Source organism: Chryseobacterium sp. G0201, from assembly GCF_003815655.1.
GTDB lineage: Bacteria > Bacteroidota > Bacteroidia > Flavobacteriales > Weeksellaceae > Chryseobacterium.
Genome location: NZ_CP033917.1, coordinates 2,322,913 through 2,342,492, shown reverse-complemented (window position 1 = coordinate 2,342,492; position 19,580 = coordinate 2,322,913). Strand labels below are relative to the sequence as shown.

The 19,580-nt window shown below is 34.5% G+C and carries 14 protein-coding genes; 6 read left to right on the top strand and 8 right to left on the bottom strand.

Annotation, left to right across the window (positions count from 1 at the left end):
- Nucleotides 1-6: 6 nt before the first annotated feature.
- Both EG348_RS10530 and EG348_RS10525 read right to left on the bottom strand, forming a co-directional pair.
- The gene (locus EG348_RS10530; RefSeq protein WP_123983082.1) at nt 7-942 is read right to left on the bottom strand and encodes a hypothetical protein; all 936 of its coding nucleotides are present in this window, start codon (nt 940-942) and stop codon (nt 7-9) included.
- 8 nt (nt 943-950) lie between these two features.
- Complete coding sequence (locus EG348_RS10525) at nt 951-1,589, bottom strand: NlpC/P60 family protein (RefSeq protein ID WP_123983081.1); 639 nt, start codon at nt 1,587-1,589, stop codon at nt 951-953.
- Nucleotides 1,590-1,719: 130 nt separating this feature from the next.
- On the opposite strand from EG348_RS10525, the gene EG348_RS10520 reads away from it, so the two are divergent.
- The 6 genes from EG348_RS10520 to EG348_RS10495 all read left to right on the top strand — a co-directional run bounded on the left by EG348_RS10520 (nt 1,720) and on the right by EG348_RS10495 (nt 11,052).
- A complete protein-coding gene (locus tag EG348_RS10520) occupies nt 1,720-2,784 on the top strand; it encodes a PKD domain-containing protein (RefSeq protein ID WP_123983080.1) in 1,065 nt (354 codons plus the stop codon).
- 66 nt (nt 2,785-2,850) lie between these two features.
- On the top strand, nt 2,851-5,328 hold the full coding sequence (locus EG348_RS10515; protein WP_123983079.1) for an AAA family ATPase: 2,478 nt from the start codon (nt 2,851-2,853) through the stop codon (nt 5,326-5,328).
- 510 nt (nt 5,329-5,838) lie between these two features.
- Nucleotides 5,839-7,167, top strand: coding sequence for a xylose isomerase (gene xylA / locus EG348_RS10510; RefSeq protein WP_123983078.1), 1,329 nt, complete (start codon nt 5,839-5,841; stop codon nt 7,165-7,167).
- Nucleotides 7,168-7,294: 127 nt separating this feature from the next.
- The gene (xylE, locus tag EG348_RS10505; protein ID WP_123983077.1) at nt 7,295-8,716 is read left to right on the top strand and encodes a D-xylose transporter XylE; all 1,422 of its coding nucleotides are present in this window, start codon (nt 7,295-7,297) and stop codon (nt 8,714-8,716) included.
- Nucleotides 8,717-9,062: 346 nt separating this feature from the next.
- Entirely contained in the window at nt 9,063-10,091 is a 1,029-nt protein-coding gene (locus EG348_RS10500; protein WP_123983076.1) for a LacI family DNA-binding transcriptional regulator, read from the top strand.
- A gap of 190 nt (nt 10,092-10,281) precedes the next feature.
- Nucleotides 10,282-11,052, top strand: coding sequence for a hypothetical protein (locus tag EG348_RS10495; RefSeq protein WP_123983075.1), 771 nt, complete (start codon nt 10,282-10,284; stop codon nt 11,050-11,052).
- Between the two features lie 119 nt (nt 11,053-11,171).
- On the opposite strand, the gene EG348_RS10490 is transcribed toward EG348_RS10495, so the two are convergent.
- The 6 genes from EG348_RS10490 to uxaC form a co-directional block, all read right to left on the bottom strand.
- Nucleotides 11,172-12,785 carry a UxaA family hydrolase gene (locus EG348_RS10490; protein WP_123983074.1) on the bottom strand — a complete coding sequence of 538 codons (1,614 nt, stop codon included), beginning with the start codon at nt 12,783-12,785 and terminating at the stop codon, nt 11,172-11,174.
- A gap of 6 nt (nt 12,786-12,791) precedes the next feature.
- The gene (locus tag EG348_RS10485) at nt 12,792-14,255 is read right to left on the bottom strand and encodes a tagaturonate reductase (protein ID WP_123983073.1); all 1,464 of its coding nucleotides are present in this window, start codon (nt 14,253-14,255) and stop codon (nt 12,792-12,794) included.
- A gap of 160 nt (nt 14,256-14,415) precedes the next feature.
- Complete coding sequence (locus tag EG348_RS10480) at nt 14,416-15,945, bottom strand: MFS transporter (RefSeq protein ID WP_123983072.1); 1,530 nt, start codon at nt 15,943-15,945, stop codon at nt 14,416-14,418.
- 164 nt (nt 15,946-16,109) lie between these two features.
- Nucleotides 16,110-16,769 (bottom strand): bifunctional 4-hydroxy-2-oxoglutarate aldolase/2-dehydro-3-deoxy-phosphogluconate aldolase, encoded by a 660-nt coding sequence (locus tag EG348_RS10475; protein ID WP_123983071.1) that lies wholly within the window; start codon nt 16,767-16,769, stop codon nt 16,110-16,112.
- A gap of 198 nt (nt 16,770-16,967) precedes the next feature.
- The gene (locus EG348_RS10470; RefSeq protein WP_123983070.1) at nt 16,968-17,975 is read right to left on the bottom strand and encodes a sugar kinase; all 1,008 of its coding nucleotides are present in this window, start codon (nt 17,973-17,975) and stop codon (nt 16,968-16,970) included.
- Between the two features lie 206 nt (nt 17,976-18,181).
- Complete coding sequence (gene uxaC / locus EG348_RS10465; protein ID WP_123983069.1) at nt 18,182-19,579, bottom strand: glucuronate isomerase; 1,398 nt, start codon at nt 19,577-19,579, stop codon at nt 18,182-18,184.
- Nucleotide 19,580 lies beyond the last annotated feature (1 nt).

Below are 19,580 nucleotides of genomic sequence, written 5' to 3'. Positions count from 1 at the left end.
TTTGTGTTATATCATTGTATTATATCCTAAAACAGGAATTTCTGTGGTATTAAATTCAAAATCCTGTTTTTCTTTCGGCAGGAGAACAATGGTATTTATTTCCACTTCAATAGGGAAAAAGTGGTCATAAAACATTTCAATAAATTGTTTCTTCTTCCCTTCATGAATATAATCGATAAAAGAAGAGCCTTTTAGTGGTCCGATTTGCAAATCCAAATGACATGAGTAATCATCATAAGTAGTCCCTGCAATAAGATCCAATCCTAGCCTGTTCATTCCCAATTCAATATTTTGACTTTCATCCGAATACTCATGATGCCCTTTATAGGTTACACTCACGTTTTCTTCCAGTAAAATGGAAAGAATGTGACATGCTTCCTCAATATTTCCTACAATTTTGTAAGCAAAAGGTAGTAATCTGATAAATTTTGAGATCAATAATGGCGGAAAATCTTTGTCGATCCTCCAAAAATCATAAAACATTTCCGGAGCCAGATAACTGTTTAATTCAAATAAAAAATCGTTCTCCAGATTTTCTACATTTACACCATAGCTGAACATCTCATTTTCAAAAGGTTGAAAAAAAGTTCGGGCAGCTTTCTGTTGTTTTTTCTGAGTTTGATACTCTCTGATCATTAGATCAACATCCTTATCCGGAGTATCATTTTGAGTTTGATGGGTAAGATTCTCAGGAAGCATATCATACATGCTGTCTCTGGAAAGATTCAGTTTCAGTATTTGCTTACTGTCGTAGTCATAATCTGTAACTTCAGACTGTAAAATGTCAAACCGATAAGCACGGGAAAACTGACCTTCTTTTTGTATCACATATTGGTTTTCATCAATCTCATTATTTCTCAACAAATCATTAACAACAACCTCAGCTCTTATATCATGTTTTAAAGCATTGATCTGCTTAGTAAGATGGTCTAAGTTTCTCATGGTTCTATTTATTTTTGCTTTAAACGTCCTGCAGCAACGTATCTTAATTGAAAATATTCATCATTGAAATTGTAGATATTAAGACCATTTGTGGTACATGCTACAATCCTGTCATTATGAAGATAAATACCAACATCAGAGATGGGATGGCTCTTATCATAACGGAAAAACAATATATCTCCTTCTTGGAGGAAAGATCTTCCTGTAAAAAGCTGAATGTCTTTAGATCTGAAAATACCGTCCGGCGTTTTAGAAAATGTTTCACCATAAACATCACTGAAAAGGGCTTGCACAAAATAGGAAGCATCAACACCAACATTTTTTTCAAGCATTTGTTTTCTATACGGGGTGCTCAGCCAGCCATCGACATAAGAATACAGTTTGTAATCTTTAATATCTTTAGGCATTACCCCCATAAGAATAGAGTATTTCTCTTTTATCCTTAAAGTATCATCGTTTAAACCTTCGGAATTATCATCTACTACAGAGTAATTGCTTGTAGACAAATTGTGCTGCTGATCTTTATCTTTAAGATAACTATCAGAAGAGTAATTGTAGGGAATCTCTTTTATATATTTTTTACCCCCGCAGGACGTAATGAAAGAGAGCACAACAAGTACGTAAATGTAATTGTTAATGAATTTCATCTATTTTGTGTTTCAACAAATATATATATTTTTTTTATGTGACGAAAAAAATAATTCTCATTTATTTAAAAAAAAGAGTTGTACATAATCAAAATACTAAATATATTTGTCAAAAACACAAATCATTTCAATGAAAAAGAGTAATCAAACATTATTCCCAAATGTAGATTATAGAATCTATATTAGCCTTGGGATCTTACTTCTGGTAAGCCTTTCTTTTCTTTTATATCAATATACAAGACATGTTGACTGCGATGATGCGAAGTTTTTTATTCATGCGGATGAATATGTAATTAATCGTGTTTTCGAATATCAGGATAATACAAAAGGAGCAAAAAGCTGGGAATGGGATTTTGGAGACAGCACAGCTATAGATAGAAGACAGATTACATTTCATAAATATAAAAAGCCTGGCGAATACATTGTCAGATTAAAAATCAATGGTAATTGTACCCATGAAAAAATGTTAACAATAACCAGTATCAGCCAAGAAACCGGTTATTTACCAATTATCATTTCTCCAAATGTAGTAACAGTGGGCGAAAACATTCAATTCGATGCAGATAAAACAGGTGGAGAATCTTGGGAATGGAGTTTTGGTGAAACTTCAAGAACTGATGCTTTAGGAAAAAATCCAAGTTATAAATTCAAATCTGTCGGTGAGAAAAAAATTACTCTAATCGTGAATGGAGATGTGGAACATACTGCCGTAAAAACGATTTATGTAGCTCCAAAAGCGATTAAGGCAAAGCAAAAAATAGACATTCAGTCTTATGAATTTGAAAAACAAGCCGTTGCTTTTTCATTGCCAAGAGGAGCGGCTCAGAAAGATCCATTGGTAGATATGCTTCAATACATTCCAGTATCTCCAAAATCTAAGTCGAAAAAAGACTCAATTATCGCTGAGAAAAAAGCTCCTGAAATTTCTAATGAACAGTTCCAACTACTTCTTAATCAGGTAGCGGCACAGGCAAAAACAAAAGATGATTTTAAAGATTATCTATGTGGAAATTTTGAAATTCCGGTTGTCATTAATGATAAAAAACTGATGCCGTTCGGGCAATTCTGCCAGAATATTATGGGCAAAAAAATAAAAATTACAGCGCTTAGATTGAATAAAGATTCCAAAAACTGCATCCAAAACATTAATATTCAATATAAAGTTAAAAAATTGATGCTTTGGGTAAAAGATTAATTAAAAAACCAATCAATTGACTAGTTAGGGAATAAAATTATTATTAAAGTAAAAACACAAACTCTCATGAATCAAAATGAAATAACCTACAGCCAAGAGGTTACAAAAGCTCTGAATATCGCACAAGAAATAGGAAAAGAAAACCTTAATAAATATTTCAGCGGCGCGCATTTGCTTAAAGCTATGCTCAATAGAGATCTTAGTCTTTTGAAAAATTTAGAAAATCTAGGAATTGATGTTTTTTACCTTGAAGAATGGGCAGAAGTGAGGATTGAAGAAAGTCCTAAATCTTCAACAAATATCTATTCTTGTGAGCCTGATGAAATTATTGATGAGATTTTTGCAGAAGCCGATTCAATAAGAGAAATTCTGAACGAAGAGGAAATATCTTTATTTGCTGTGATAACTGCGATCAGTTCTCCGGGAGTAGCCTTCAGTTTTGATCATATGAAAACTTTTCCTACTACAAGAGATGAATTATTGAAAGACATTAACTCATTTTATTTAAAAACAGAAAATGAACCCAAAATATCTAAAAAAACAAGTAATACTTTTATTAAAAAATATTACATCAATAAAAATGATCAGGTAAAAAGCAAAAACAAAAAAGAACTTTTAGTAGGCCGAAACACGGAAATTAATAAGATTACAGAAATTCTTTGTCGTTTCAGTAAGCAAAATGTATTGATAATTGGTGATCACGGTGTTGGAAAAACCGCATTAATAGAAGGTTTTGTTCAAAAAAACATTGCAAAACAAACTCCGGATCTTCTTTCCGGGCTTCAAATTTTTGAGTTGGATATGGGCGCGTTGGTTGCCGGAGCTTCTTACAAAGGAGAAATTGAGGATAGAATTAAAAGCATTGCTCAGGAGTTGAAAGCGTTTCCAAAATCTGTTTTAATTATTGAAGAATTTCACTCACTTTTTGGAAATCAAGGCTCAGATTCCGGAATCGTAAATCTTTTGAAAAGTGAAATATCTAATGGTTTAACAATCATTGCAACCTCAACCATTGAAGAATACACGAAGAAAATAGAAAAAGAACAAGGCCTTGCAGGGATGTTTGAGCTTCTAAAACTGGAAGAAACAGAAGATGAAACCCATCTGAGAATGCTGAAACAGACATTAGAAGATTATCAGATTCACCACAAAATCAAGGTGGATGACGAAACTATGAAGGAAGCCATTCGCCTTTCCAAACGATATATGAAAGAAAAAAGTCTTCCCGCTTCTGCCATTGACTTAATCGATCATACCATGTCGGTTTTAAAAACTGCAGGAGAATCCTTTTTAAAAGAAAAAAATCATTTATTAACCAAGATCATTCATCTTGAAGATAATACCAGTAACTATAATGATTCTGAACGAAAAATACACTCCGAGTGGCAGTTAAAAGATTTGATTGAAAAAACGAAATATCTCATCAGCACTTCAGATACCTATAAAGAAGAAGAAGATCAAATTCCGGAATTTGAAAACTCAGATGAGATTTTAAAATATTCAAGAGAATTAATTGAAAGTGTTGAAAAAATAGCCCAGCAAAAAAGAACGCATATTACAGAACTGGATTTAGCGTTAATAATTTCTCAAAAAACCAACATCCCGATCGGAAAACTAAAAGAAGAAGAAAAACAAAGGCTAAATGATATGGAAAATGTGTTGGCTAAACGTGTTGTCGGGCAAGACCATGCCATTTCCATCGTTTCGGAAGCCGTGTTGGAAACCCGTTCAGGGCTAAGTAAAGCCGGACAGCCTATCGGATCTTTCTTCTTTTTAGGACCAACAGGAACCGGAAAAACAGAACTTGCAAAATCGTTGGCAGAATTCTTATTTCAGGACGAAAATGCCATCATCCGTTTTGATATGTCTGAATTTAAAGAAGAACATTCTGCAGCGTTGCTTTATGGAGCTCCTCCTGGATATGTTGGATATGAAGAAGGCGGACTTTTAGTGAATAAAATCAGGCAAAAGCCCTACTCCATTGTTCTTTTTGATGAAATTGAAAAAGCACACGCATCAGTTTTTGATGTTTTCTTACAAATTATGGATGAAGGAAAACTTCACGACAGATTGGGTAAAGAAGGAGATTTTTCGAATGCCATTATTCTTTTTACATCAAACATTGGTTCAGAATTTATTGTAGAATCATTTGGAAAAGGAGAAATTCCGCCCTCTTCAAAATTAATGGAAATGATGAGCCGTTTTTTCCGTCCGGAATTTTTGGGAAGATTAACGGAAACGATTCCTTTTGCTCCCATCAGCAGAGAAAATGCCTTGAAAATTTTCGAAATTCATCTTAAAAAAGAATTATTAGATCTTGTAAAAAATCTAAATATTGAATTAAATATTACTCAGGAAGCCAAAGAGTTTTTATCAATGGAAGGTTATGATATTAAATACGGAGCAAGACCATTAAAAGGTATTATCAGAGGGCGATTAAGAAGACCTTTAGCCAAAAAAATTGTTGCAGACGAATATAAAGAAGGCGATAAAGTAGAAGTTTCTCTGGAAAATAACGATCTGATTTGGAAGAAAATTAGTTAGACTTAAATTGTATGTTTAATCAAAAAAATTACTTTATAAAAATCATCCATAGTTTGTCATTCCGGGGAAAACTAAGTTTAGTTTTAAAATATATAATTGAGATTTCTGCGGAATGACAAACTGGATGTGTACATGTTTGTAAATTCAATTTTCAAACTTATAAAATCAATCAACCAAATTCAAACTTCAGATATGACTTTAGGAGAAAAAGTCCAATGAAATTATGCTTAATTTTAAACACTTATCATAAATTACACAATAAGATAAATTCTTAAACCACTGAAAATAAACAGCAAAGAAAAAGCTTTCCATAACAATTTGCAAATTCTCAAAAAATTACCGCATATTATATAAAATTATTACATTTAAAGCCATGATAATTATTTAGTTCTAAAGTTTTAAAGATTTATAAATTTTAATCACAATTAATGCAATCGATTACATTTTTTAAATTTAAAACATAAGATTTAATAAAAATCATTAATTAAAATTACAACTAAACAAAATATAATGGCAATTATCACAGGTAACAAAGAGTATTTTAAAGGAATCGGAAAAATTGAATTTGAAGGTAGAGAATCTGATAATCCTTTGGCATTCAAATTTTATGATGAAAATAAAGTCGTTCGTGGAAAAACGATGAAAGAATATTTCAAGTTTGCAACGGCTTACTGGCATACATTCTGCGCAACAGGAGGAGATCCGTTCGGAGTGGGAACTCAGCATTTCGATTGGTTAACAGCTACAGATTCCAAACAAAGAGCAACAGAAAAAATGGATGCTGCATTTGAGTTTTTCACAAAATTGGGTGTTCCTTACTACTGTTTCCATGATTATGATTTAATTGATGAAGCAGATAATTTCAAAGAATCAACAAAGAGATTAGAATTTATTACAGATTACGCCAAAGAAAAGCAAGCTGCTTCTGGGGTAAAATTATTGTGGGGAACTTCAAACTGTTTCTCAAATCCAAGATTCATGAACGGTGCGGCAACCAACCCATCTTTTGACGTGTTGGCTTACGCAGGCGGACAAGTGAAAAATGCACTGGATGCAACCATCAAACTAGGCGGAGAAAATTACGTTTTCTGGGGTGGTCGTGAAGGCTATATGTCTTTATTAAACACCAATATGAAGCGTGAGCTTGAACATATGGCAAAGTTTTTACATATGGCAAAAGATTATGCACGTGCTCAAGGTTTCAAGGGAACATTTTTCATTGAACCAAAACCAATGGAACCAACAAAACATCAATATGATTTTGATGCGGCAACTTGCTTAAACTTCCTTCGTCAATATGATTTATTGGATGATTTTAAGCTTAACCTTGAGGTTAATCACGCGACTCTTGCTCAACATACTTTTGAACATGAATTGCAGGTTGCTGCCGATAATAACGTGTTAGGAAGCATTGATGCCAATCGTGGAGACTATCAAAATGGTTGGGATACAGATCAATTTCCTGTTGATCTTTATGAAATGACTCAGGCGATGTTGGTGATCATCCAAGCCGGAGGTTTCCAAGGTGGCGGGGTGAATTTTGATGCAAAAATCAGGAGAAATTCAACAGATTTGGAAGATATTTTCATCGCTCATGTAAGCGGAATGGACAATTTTGCAAGAGCTTTCCTAGCCGCTGATGCTATTTTAGAAAAATCAAAATATTCTGAAATCAGAACGAACAGATATTCTTCTTTCGACGGCGGAAAAGGAAAAGATTTCGAAGAAGAGAAATTATCATTAACCGATCTGGCTTCTCATGCAGAAGGCCTTGGAGAAGTCGGCCAAGAAAGCGGTAAACAGGAGTATCTGGAAAGCTTGATTAATCAATATTTATAGTTATTAAACACGAATAACACTAATAAATTTCACAAATAACACGAACAAGCCATTTGTGAAATTCGTGAAAAATCTGTGCTATTTGTGTTTAAACAACAATTCAAATCATCATTAAAACTATGAAACTATGCAAATTATAGATTCGGGGCCGAAATATTCCTCAGGCACAAAAGCGCAAATCAATATGATGTACGTTACCGTATTGACATTGGTAGCAACTTTGGGCGGACTTTTGTTCGGATATGACACCGCAGTAATTTCCGGAGCCGAAAAATCAATTCAGGAATATTTGATCATTCCGTTGGGATTAAGTTCATTAGCGCATGGAGCAACAATTTCCAGTGCATTGATCGGTTGCATCATTGGAGGTGCGGTTTCAGGATACTTTTCATCCAAATTAGGAAGAAAAAAATCCTTGATGCTTGCTGCATTTTTGTTTTTTATCAGTGCTTTGGGAGCTGCATATCCTGAATTTTTATTTTTTAAGCACGGTGAACATTCAATGGGTGTTTTGCTGGCTTTTAATTTTTATCGAATTATCGGCGGTATCGGCGTTGGACTTGCCTCTGCGGTTTGTCCGATGTACATTGGGGAAATTGCTCCTGCCGAAGTCCGTGGAAGATTGGTTTCTTTAAATCAATTTGCTATTATTTTCGGAATGTTGGTCGTGTATTTTGTCAATTGGGGAATCGCCGACGGAAAAAGTATCGAATGGATCAACGAAATCGGTTGGCGTTATATGTTTTTATCATTAACAATTCCTGCAGTGTTGTTTGGAGTTTTGTTATTTTTCGTCCCGGAAACGCCACGTTATCTTACTTTGATTAAACAAGATGATGAAGCATTGAAAATTTTAACCAAAATAAACGGTGAAGCAAGAGCAAAAGAGATATTTTCTGAAATAAAAGGAACCGTTGCAGAACATAAAAGTGAAATTTTCGCGTTCGGTAAAACAGTGATTATCATTGGAATTTTATTATCCGTTTTTCAGCAATTTGTAGGAATTAATGTTGCGTTGTATTACGCTCCAAGGATTTTTGAAAGCATGGGTGTTCATAAAGATGCATCAATGCTGCAAACTGTTGTGATGGGATTGGTAAACGTAGTTTTCACTGTCGTCGCAATTTTTACGGTTGATAAATGGGGCAGAAAACCTTTATTGATCGTTGGTTCCATTGGAATGGCGATCGGAATGTTTGCAATCGCTATTTTCTCGTATTATCATATTATCGGGATTGCAACGTTGGTTTTCATCATCGTTTATACCGCTTCTTTTATGATGTCTTGGGGACCGATTTGTTGGGTTTTAATCTCAGAAATCTTCCCAAATAAGATTAGAGGAAGTGCTATTGCTATTGCGGTTGCCGCACAATGGGCAGCCAATTATCTGATTTCTTCAACCTATCCTTTTATGATGGAATTCAGTGGAGCTTTCACTTATGGATTTTATGGGCTAATGAGCGTTTTATCATTAATCTTTGTCTGGAAAATGGTTCCGGAAACAAAAGGAAGATCATTGGAAGACATTGAAAAAATCTGGAAAAAGTAAAGTATTTTTTATATCAGTTAGTAAAATAGGACATCGATTTTTCGGTGTCCTATTTTGGTTAAATTAACCACACATTTTTGGTGTTTAAATTCATCATTTAATGACATTTTTTATGATAAGCACCATTGATTATATGCAATTACAGCTTTTTATCTCATACAGAAAACAGTCTTAAAACAAAGATAACTAAGCATTTAAATACATTTTATCTTTAATTTAATCATAACCAACCATAACCTGATATAAAATACATAATATTTCCTTTCTGATAGTTATAATTTGATTAAATTTACCTCAACAACGTATATCATTTTGACATACACAAAACAGCTAGAAAAACTCATTTATGAATAAGAAAAGTGCCACCATATACGATATTTCAAAGAAAATTAATGTGAGTGTGGCTACTGTTTCCAGGGCGCTTAATGATCATCCGAGGATAAGTCAGGCAACGAAAGATTTGGTGAAGAAAACCGCCAAAGAAATGAACTATAAGCAGAATAATCTTGCCAAAGCCCTAAAAAGTGGTGAAACAAAAAACGTAGGAATTATCGTTCCTTTTGTGAATACCAACTTCTTCTCCTCCGTCATCCGTGGAATCGAAGAAGAACTTTCTCCGCACGGTTATCATGTTATTATTTGTCAGAGTCACGAAGATGTTAATATTGAAAAAAGACATTTAAATACGTTGCTGAACGCTCAGGTTGACGGGATTTTTATGTCCGTTTCAAGAACGACAATTGATACAGAGCATATTCAGAGTATTTTAGATACAACCAATACGCCGATCATCTTTTTTGACAGAAAAAAGGATATTCCAGGCATCAGTACGATCGTTATTGATGATTACCGAGGTGGTTATATGGCTACCGAGCATTTAATTAAAGAAGGTTATAAAAATATTTGTCATTTTGCAGGAGATCTTAATCTTGAGATCTATCAAAACCGTCTTAACGGCTACAAACAGGCATTAATTGACCATAATTTTCAAGTAAAAGAAGACAATATCATCATCACAGGAAGTTCGATCGATGAAGGAATTGATGCCATCAAAAAACTTTGGGACGGAAAATCTGTTCCGGATGCAATATTTTCTTCAAGTGATTTTGCAGCGTTGGGCGCTTGTCAGGAACTAAAAAAACGTAAGATTAAAATACCTCAGGAAGTAGCAGTTATTGGTTTCTCCAACGAACCTTTTACCCAATTTATGGAGCTTTCGATGAGTTCTGTGGATCAAACTCCCGTTATCATGGGGAAAATGGCCGGACAGGTGTTTATTGAAAGCGTAAAGGAAAATGGTTCCGGTGTTTCTATTGAGAAAAAAGTGGTATTGGCGCCGCAGCTTTATATTAGGAAGTCTTCGAAAAGGAAATAAATTTCTTTTGTAATGAAACAAAAGATACAAAAATTCAAGACTTGGAAACTTCCGCTAAAGGAGCCTGCTAATTACTATAGAATTTCAAGCTAATTTATAACTATTTCGTGTAAGAATTAAAGTGATGGCAAAAGTATTGTTAAAAAAAATAAAATTATTATATTTTTAAATAGAAAACTAATAACAAAACATGAGTAATTTTTTTGATTTCATAAAAAAAAATGCATTATTAATTGTTCTAATAAATATTATCCTTACAATTCTTGCTCCTTGGTTATTTACTCGAAATTCATTGTTTAATTGGCTTAATTTTAGAGAGACTGGACAGATTGGCGATACAATTGGAGGTATAACTGCTCCTTTTATAAATATATTGAACGCATTTTTAATTTATCTTGCATTCACAGAACAGCTTAATGCAAATAAAATTCTACAAAATCAACTCGATCAAGAGAAAGCAAAAGAAATTAGAAGACTAAGCGAGATTAAATATATCATTATTCATGATTTAGAGAAAAATATATTACCTAGATTACAATTAATTGAAGATGAAATGATTGAATATATATTCCAAACTGAACAAGATCAGTTAATCACGTTGGATCTACATTCCACCTTTAATGATAATATATTTAAAAGTATTAAACATTCAGATCTGTTCAATATTTTTTACTCTAATTTTGAAGACATACTTCAAATTTATGCTAGAGTAGATTATATTTGCAAACAACTTCCAATAAATTTATCAAAAAGATTTCCAACCGATTATGATAGTTTAGAACTGATAAATTTAACCCCCGAGCAGTATGAAAGAATAAAAAAAAGACATAATGAAAAGAAAAAAATGCTATTAGGGGCAATTCCACAAACTGTAATTGAACCATGCAAAAATGATATTATAAAAGTATTATCCCTTTATAATGATGGAAAACCGTTTCTACTTAAAAAAGAGCAATTATAATCAATAGCCTATTCAATCAGTGATCAAAATTGAAAGTAATTAAAATATTAGCCAAAAGAAAATGCCTCCCACAAATGTAGAAAGCATTTTCAACCCTAATATTTATATAATTAAAACAATTATAAACTTACTCCCCGTCTCCAAGGAATAAAATCGTTTTGATTCAAAATTGCGGCTTTTGTTTTTACCTCTCCGCTTGCGACTTCGATGATAAATTCTAAAAGCTCTTCTGCCTTTTCGTCGATTGTTTTTTCGCCTGTGATCACGTCTCCTGTGTTGAAATCAATGATGTCGGGCATTCTTTGTGACAAAGAAGTGTTTGACGAAATTTTTACAACGGGAACAACCGGATTTCCAGTTGGAGTACCCAAACCTGTCGTGAATAAAACTACGTTTGAGCCTGAACCAACCAAAGCAGTTGTACATTCCACGTCATTCCCGGGTGTGCATAATAAATTTAAGCCCGGTTCTTTGATATATTCCGTAAAATCAAGCACATCATTTATTGGTGATGAACCGCCTTTTTTAGCCGCTCCTGCAGATTTCATGGCGTCGGTTATTAGTCCATCTTTAATATTCCCCGGCGATGGATTCATATCAAAGCCTGATCCTGCAGCAATGACTGATTCTTCAAAATCTTTCATTAGCTGTAAAAATCTTTCTGCATCATCTTCATTCACGCAACGATTCACCAATTCCTGCTCTACTCCACATAATTCCGGAAATTCAGAAAGAATAGTTGAACCTCCGATTCCCGCCATTAAATCTGATAATTGTCCTAAAACCGGATTAGCAGAAATTCCTGAAAAACCGTCTGAACCACCACATTCCAATCCTAAAACGAGTTTTGAAATTGGAGCTGGTTTTCTTTCGATTTCATTGGCTTGCTTGATGGCTTCGTAAGAATCTTTAATGATTCCGTTCAGCATTTCATCAACTGTTCCCGATTTTTGCTGCTCGTAAACGATGATCGGTTTTTTATTATCCGGACTTATTTTTTGCAATGCATCTGTAAAAATCTGAACCTGTAAATTCTGACATCCTAAGCTCAAAACCGTTGCTCCGGCTACATTCGGATTATTCACATAACCTGCCAATAACCTTCCCAATGCTTCCGCGTCCTGACGAATTCCGCCACAACCGCCTTGGTGCGTGATGAATTTAACTTCAATATTTTTAAAAACTCTAGAGTTTTGATCTTCTTCAACGACAGTTTCCGCTTCAGAATTATTGATTAATGATCTTAGTAATAATTGATGCTTTGTTGCTTTTTCGAATAACAATTCCTTTTCAAAAACATCTTTTAAAATCTCAACATTTCTGTTTTCACAAAAAACCAATGGAAAAAATAACCAAACGTTTTCTGTTCCAACCTGCCCGTCTTCTCTGTGATAACCCATGAAAGTTTTATCTTTCCATTTTTCAACATTCGGAGCTGTCCAAGCCGTTGTTTCTGTTTTGCCTTCTACTTTTGCACTTTGATGCTTAACGTTTTCAGTCGTTATAACCTCTCCTTTCTGGATCGGCTGACTCGCTTTTCCCACCAAAACACCGTACATAATGATCTCATCTCCAATCGCAAGATCTTCGGTCACGAATTTGTGTTTCGCCTTCGTGTCTTTTATAATGTCATAAGTAAGTTTACCCAAAGTAACAGTTTCCCCCTGCGTCAGATCAACCAATGCCACTGCTACATTATCTTTGGGATTTACTTTCAGTACTTTCTTTTGCATAATTTTTTAAGAATAAAATTGTATAAAGTTGTGATATGCAGTTTCGATATCGTTGTGATCAATTTCCCACAATGCTTTTGCTACTGCAGATTTCAAACCGTTAACCTTTGTAAGGTCTGTGTCCCAGAAAATGGTTTCGCTTAACGCCAATTCTGCGACTTTCTCGTAATCTTCGTTTGCCCAGATTTCCTTGAATCTGTTTACTATCGCTTCTTCATCATTTATCGGTAGAGATTTTTCACCAAAATTCCCTTGATAGAATCTGATTAAACTTGCCAATGAGAAGGTTAAATTAAGCGGTAATTTATGGTTAATTTCAACATATTTTAACAAACTCGGAAGAATTCTCACTTTAAATTTAGAAACAAAATACAACGCGATACTTGCCTGATAATGCTTAATGAATGGATTTCTGAATCTGTCAAAAACTTCTTCAGTAAAATCTTTCAATTCATTTTCATCTAAACCTAAAGTAGGATTTACTTCATTAAAAATCGTTTCATTTAAAAATTTACCTAAAAATTGATTATCGATAGATTCTTTTACCGTTTCTTTTCCTGATAAAATCGCCGGAGCCAACATTAATGTGTGACCGCCATTCAAAATTCTTACTTTTCTTAAACGATACGGCTGAATATCATCAACAACCAAAATCTGTTCGTCAATTTTATCGAAAGGGATTCTTTCCTTTAAATTTGCCGCATCCTGAATCACAAAAAGCAAGAAAGTTTCAGAAACGACCATCATTTTATCTTCATAATCCAATTGGTCTTCGTACGTACCTGAATCATCTTTTGGATAACCTGGAACAATCCTGTCTACCAACGTATTATGGAAATAATTATTTTGTTCAATCCATTGCGCAAAGTTAGCTTCTAAATTCCAAAGTTGGGCATATTTTAAGATAATTTCTTTTAAAGCAAATGCATTGTCTTCAATTAATTCACAAGGAATAATTCTCAACCCTTTATCTTCTGCTCCATTGAAATATTTGAATCTTTCATGTAATAAAACCGTTAGTTTCGCAGGAAAATTCTTGTGCGGACCAGCGTAATCATTTTCTGATTCATCATAAGCAATTCCTGTTTCTGTTGTATTGGAAAAGATAAATTCTAATTCTTCTTCTTTCGCCAACGCTAAGAATTCATCGTAATTTGTATAAGGATTGATCGACTTCTGAATCGCAGAAATCACCTGTTTTATATCGATGATCTCCCCTTTTTTAATTCCTCTTGAAAAAAGCGTGTATAGATTATCCTGCTCTTCCAGTTTATGAACCGAACCGCCTGCTGTTGGCTGAACGTTTACGATTCCTGCATTAAATCCTGCTTCTTTATTTAATTTATCAATCACATAATCTGTGAATCCTCTCATGAAATTCCCACCTCCAAACTGTACAATTTTGATTGGAAGTTTTTCCTGATAACCATGTAATTCACGATTTAATTTTTGTTTTGTCTGATTTTCCATCTTTCTATTGATGATTTTATTTTTAACGCAAAGTCCGCAAAGTTTTTTTTTTGCTTGAAATGCCGTTTATTTTTCGTTCGCAAAGGCGTTTCACTCAGCTAAGGGCATTACAACACTTACTTCCTAATCTATTTATTTTATTTAAACCATTAAGGTTAATTTATTTACTTATCACTTTATATTTAGGAACCAATGTTTTCATTACAACCCATGCGATCAGGTAAGCAACCGCGCAGATTGAAAAAATGATCATATATCCTTTATCAATTCCGTCTGAAACTACTGCTCCGGACTTTTTTAACTGCTCAAAGAAACCATCCGGTAAACGATCGTTGATGTACTGAGGATATTTTTCCAACAAAGGAACTCCGTCCACTGTTGACCAAGCTTTATGAGCATGATCGAATAATACTCCTGAAGATTTATTAATGATAAATGAACCAATTCCTCCTGCCATTCCGCCAATTCCTGTGATGGTTGCAATTGCTTTTTTCGGGAACATATCTCCTACTGTTGAGAAGATATTTGCTGACCAAGCCTGATGTGCTGCTCCTGCGATTCCAATAATTAAAACAGGAATCCAATAGGTTGCAGTACCCAATGGTTGTGCTAAAAGTGCTAACAAAGGGAAAAATGCGAAAATCAACATCGCTTTCATTCTTCCTGTGTAAGCGTTCATTCCTTTCTTTTCAACAAAATATTTTGGAAGCCAACCACCGATGATCGACAATAAAGTGATCATATAAAGAACGAATAATGGCAATGCACTTTGTGTGGAATCCATCCCATACACTGAACTTAAATAAGCCGGTGTCCAGAATAAAAAGAACCACCAAACGCCGTCTGTCATAAATTTTCCAAATGCAAACGCCCAAGTCTGTCTATAACTGAAACATTCTTTGAATGTAAATACTTTTTCCGGAACAGAAGTGTCTTCATTGGGAAGATCGTCCTGATCCTGATTAATATAGGTTAATTCATGTTCGTTAACTCTCTTGTGTAAATGCGGTTTTTTGTAAACAAATACCCAAAGTCCCATCCATACAAATCCTAAAGCACCAATAATGATAAATGCCCATTCCCAACCCATTGATTTTGCAATAAAAGGGATCGTAAGTGGTGCTGCTAAAGCTCCGACTGTTGCTCCTGCATTCCAGATACTTGTAGAAAATGCTCTGTCTTTTTTAGGGAAATATTCCGCCGTAGTTTTAATTGCTGCCGGAAAATTTCCTGCTTCACCAATTGCCAGTACAAAACGTGCAAAAATGAACAGCGTAACACTCGTACTGATGATCGCAGAGGTATTGGAAACCGTAGAAATCAGTTCTTTTGAACCATGAAAACCAGCTAGCCAGTTTCCGGTAAGAATTCCTGATGTGGCAATCCCACAAAATGCATGTAAAACCGCACCAATAGACCAAATACCGATTGCCCAAAGAAAACCTTTTTTCGTATCCATCCAATCCACAAACTTTCCTGCGAAAAGCATCCCAACCGCATAAAATATAGAAAATAATGCAGTGATGTTTCCGTAATCGTTGTTATTCCAGTGAAATTCGGGTGCGATAAAATCTTTCCATGTTAATGACAATACCTGACGATCCAAATAATTGATCGTAGTTGCAAGAAATAACAGGAGACATATCGTCCATCTGTAGGTAGTCGGCTTAAGAGATTTAACTGAACTCATATTAATTTAGAATTAGTTCGCTTTTTGTTTGTTTTAATAATGATGTTTGTTTTTAACGCAAAGTCCGCAAAGTTTTTTTTTGCCAACTGTATTACTTATTTTAAGTTCGCAAAGGCGTTTCACTTAACTAAGACCACAAAGTGTTTTAGTTTATTTAATCATTATTATTTTAAAGTCTGAATAATTTCCAGCACTTTTTTAGTTTCGTTTTCAATGGTTGTATAATCTTTAGCAAGCATCAATTCTTTGCTTACCAATTTGCTTCCCATTCCCACGGCAGAAACACCTGCTTTGAACCAGCTTTCAATGCTTTCTTTTGTGGTATCAACACCACCGGTCGGCATGAATTTCAGATTAGGGAAAACATCTTTAATGGCACTCATAAATCCAGTTCCTAAAGAGTTACCTGGGAATAATTTAATGAAAGTTACGCCTGCAGTTTCAGCTGCAATAATTTCCGTCGGAGTCATACAACCCGGACTGTACAGCAAATCTTTTGGAATTAAAAATTCTGCAACTTCCGCCACAAAACCCGGACTGATAAAGAAATCTGCGCCTACTTTATAATATTCTTCAGCCTGCTGTACATTCTTTATTGTTCCTATTCCCAAAAGCATTTCCGGCATTTCAGCATTACGGATTTCTACCATCTTCGTGAAGTTACTCAATGCAGCTTCACCACGGCTTGTATATTCTACCGCACGGATTCCTGCTTTGTAAAGTGCTCTCAATATTTCTAAAGTTACTGTCTCATCAGCATTGTAATATAGAGGCAAAACCCCTTGCTTGATGATCGTATTTGTAACTGATTGAATTTTTGTCATTTTAGTTAATTATTTTATTTGAAAATAATCTTTGACGGAATTAAATCCATCCTTTAGTATGCTGTACTTGCAAGACTTTTTTTGAATCTTTGTTTTTAACGCAAAGAGCGCAAAGATTTTCTTTTTAAAAACTTGATGTATATTTTTAAGTTCGCAAAGGCGTTTCACTCAACCAAGTCCACAATGTTCTAATTTTAATTATCTCTTGATGCGTCCACCGGAATCTCCGTTCATCACTTCCAGAATATCTTCTGCGCTGCTGTAATTAATATCACCTAAAATGGTGTGTTTTATCGCGCATGCTGCGTTGGCAAATTTTAATGCTTTTTCGTCATCAAAATTGATCAAACCATAAATTAAACCTGCTGCAAAAGCATCTCCTGTTCCAATTCTGTCGACTACAGGATTAACTTCTAAAAGCTCCGTTTCAAAATAATTTCCATCAACCAAAGCTCTTCCCTGCGTTTGCTGAGAACTTGCTGTAACGCCAATTCTTATCTTGTCGAAAATCTTATGAATAGAAGGAATTTGTAGTTTTAATTCTTTACAGGCTTCAATGAAACCTTCTTTATCTGATGAAAACTGAGTTCCGAGAATTTCATTAATTTCATTCACTCCACCGATGAAAATCGTTGAATATGAAACCAATTCTTTCAAAACTTCATTCCCGTTTTTGCCGTATTTCCAAAGGTTTGAGCGGTAAGCCGGGTCTGAAGTCACTTCAATTCCCAGTTCACGGGCTGTTTGTAAACCTTCTTTTAAACTTTCATAAGCCGATTTGGAAATTCCGGGGCTAATGCCAGTCCAATGGAAATAGTTGCAGCCTTCAAGGGCTTTTTTCCAGTCAATTTCTTCAGATTTAATGTTGGCAAAAGAACCGTTCAATCTATTATACGCAATTCTGCTGGCACGAACTGATGAACCAACTTCTAAAAAATACAAACCTAAAGGATGTTCATTTTTGTTGATAAAAGTCGTATCAATGCCAAAACTTTTAATGAAAGAAACCGCCGATTCACCCACAAAATCATCAGAAACACTACTGATATGTCTCACGTCACAACCCATTGTTGCCAATGAAGATGCTACATTAAGCTCTGTTCCGCCGAAAAAAAATTCCATTTCGTGGCTTTGCTTCATCGCTCTGTTTCCGGGTGGCGAAAGTCGCATGATGACTTCTCCGAATGTGACTATTTTGCTGCTCATTGTTTTAATTAATAATCTACTTAAATTTTTAAAATATCTTTTTTTATTTAAACGCAAAGTGCGCAAAGATTTTTTTCAACTACTAAGTGTTTTTAAGTTCGCAAAGGCGTTTCACTTAGTTAAGACCTCAAAGGTTTATAATGTTAGCAAGGCTATTTAAAAATTTAAATAATTTGTTGATTTAATTATTCTTTTTACTTGAAATTTTAAAAATCAAAATAATTTTTAGCATTATGATAACAAATATCAGAAATTGTTTTACCAATCAGTTCGATATCGTCAGGTAATTCACCATTTTTCATCTCTTCACCGAAAAGATTACACAATACTCTTCTGAAATATTCGTGTCTTGGGTAAGAAAGGAAACTTCTGGAATCCGTCAACATTCCAACGAAACAGCTGATCAATCCCATGTTTGAAAGGGCATTCATCTGCTTGATCATTCCGTCTTTCTGATCAAGGAACCACCATCCTGAGCCGAACTGTACTTTTCCTTTGATGCTTCCATCGTTGAAATTCCCGATCATTGTAGCGAAAATCTCGTTGTCGGCAGGATTTAAGTTATATAAAATCGTCTTTGTTAATTTATCTTTTCCGTCTAAAGTGTTTAATAATTTAGACAAAGTTTCAGCCTGAACGAAGTCACCGATAGAATCCCAACCCGTATCCGGACCTAGAATTCTGTGCATTCTTTCGTTATTATTTCTCAACGCTCCCAAGTGGAATTGCTGAACCCATCCAAATTTGTGATATGCTTCGCCTAAGAATAATAAAATCGCCGTTTTGAATTGATTCACCTGCTTTTCAGCGATTACTTTTCCTGATAATTTATCATTGAAAATTGCACTAACTTCAGATTCTGAAGCCTCTTCGAAAGAAATATTGTTCAATCCATGGTCGCACAGTCTGCATCCGTTTTCGTGGAAATATTCAATTCTTTTAATTAAAGCATCACACAAGGTCTGGTAAGAATTAATTTCAATTCCAGCTGATTCGCCTAGTTTTGAAATATAATCTGCAAAGTTGTGATTTTCAATTAAAATCGCTTTATCAGGACGGAAAGCGGTACTTACTTTAATGCTGAAATCGCTTTTCGCCAAATCTTGATGATAATTCAATAGATCTGTAGGATCTTCCGTTGTGCACAGAGATTCTACATTCATCATTTTCAATAAACCTCTTGTCGATTTTTCAGGAGTCTGAAGCTGAGCGGTGATATTATCGTAAATTTCTGATGCATTGCTTTCATTTAACAATTCATCAATTCCGAAATATCTTTTTAATTCTAAATGCGTCCAGTGATATAGAGGATTTCTCAATGTATAAGGAACCGTTTTAGCCCAAGCTTCAAATTTTTCTTTATCTGAAGCATCTCCCGTGATGAATTTTTCGTTCACGCCCATGGTACGCATTGCTCTCCATTTGTAATGGTCGCCTGCAATCCAAACCTTTGAAATATTTTCGAAAACGGTGTCTTCTGCAATATCTTTGGGAATCAAATGATTATGATAATCAATGATCGGTTGCTTTTCTGCATACTTGAAGTATAATTCTTCAGCGTATTTATTTTGTAATAAAAAATTATCTGTAATAAAAGGTTTCATT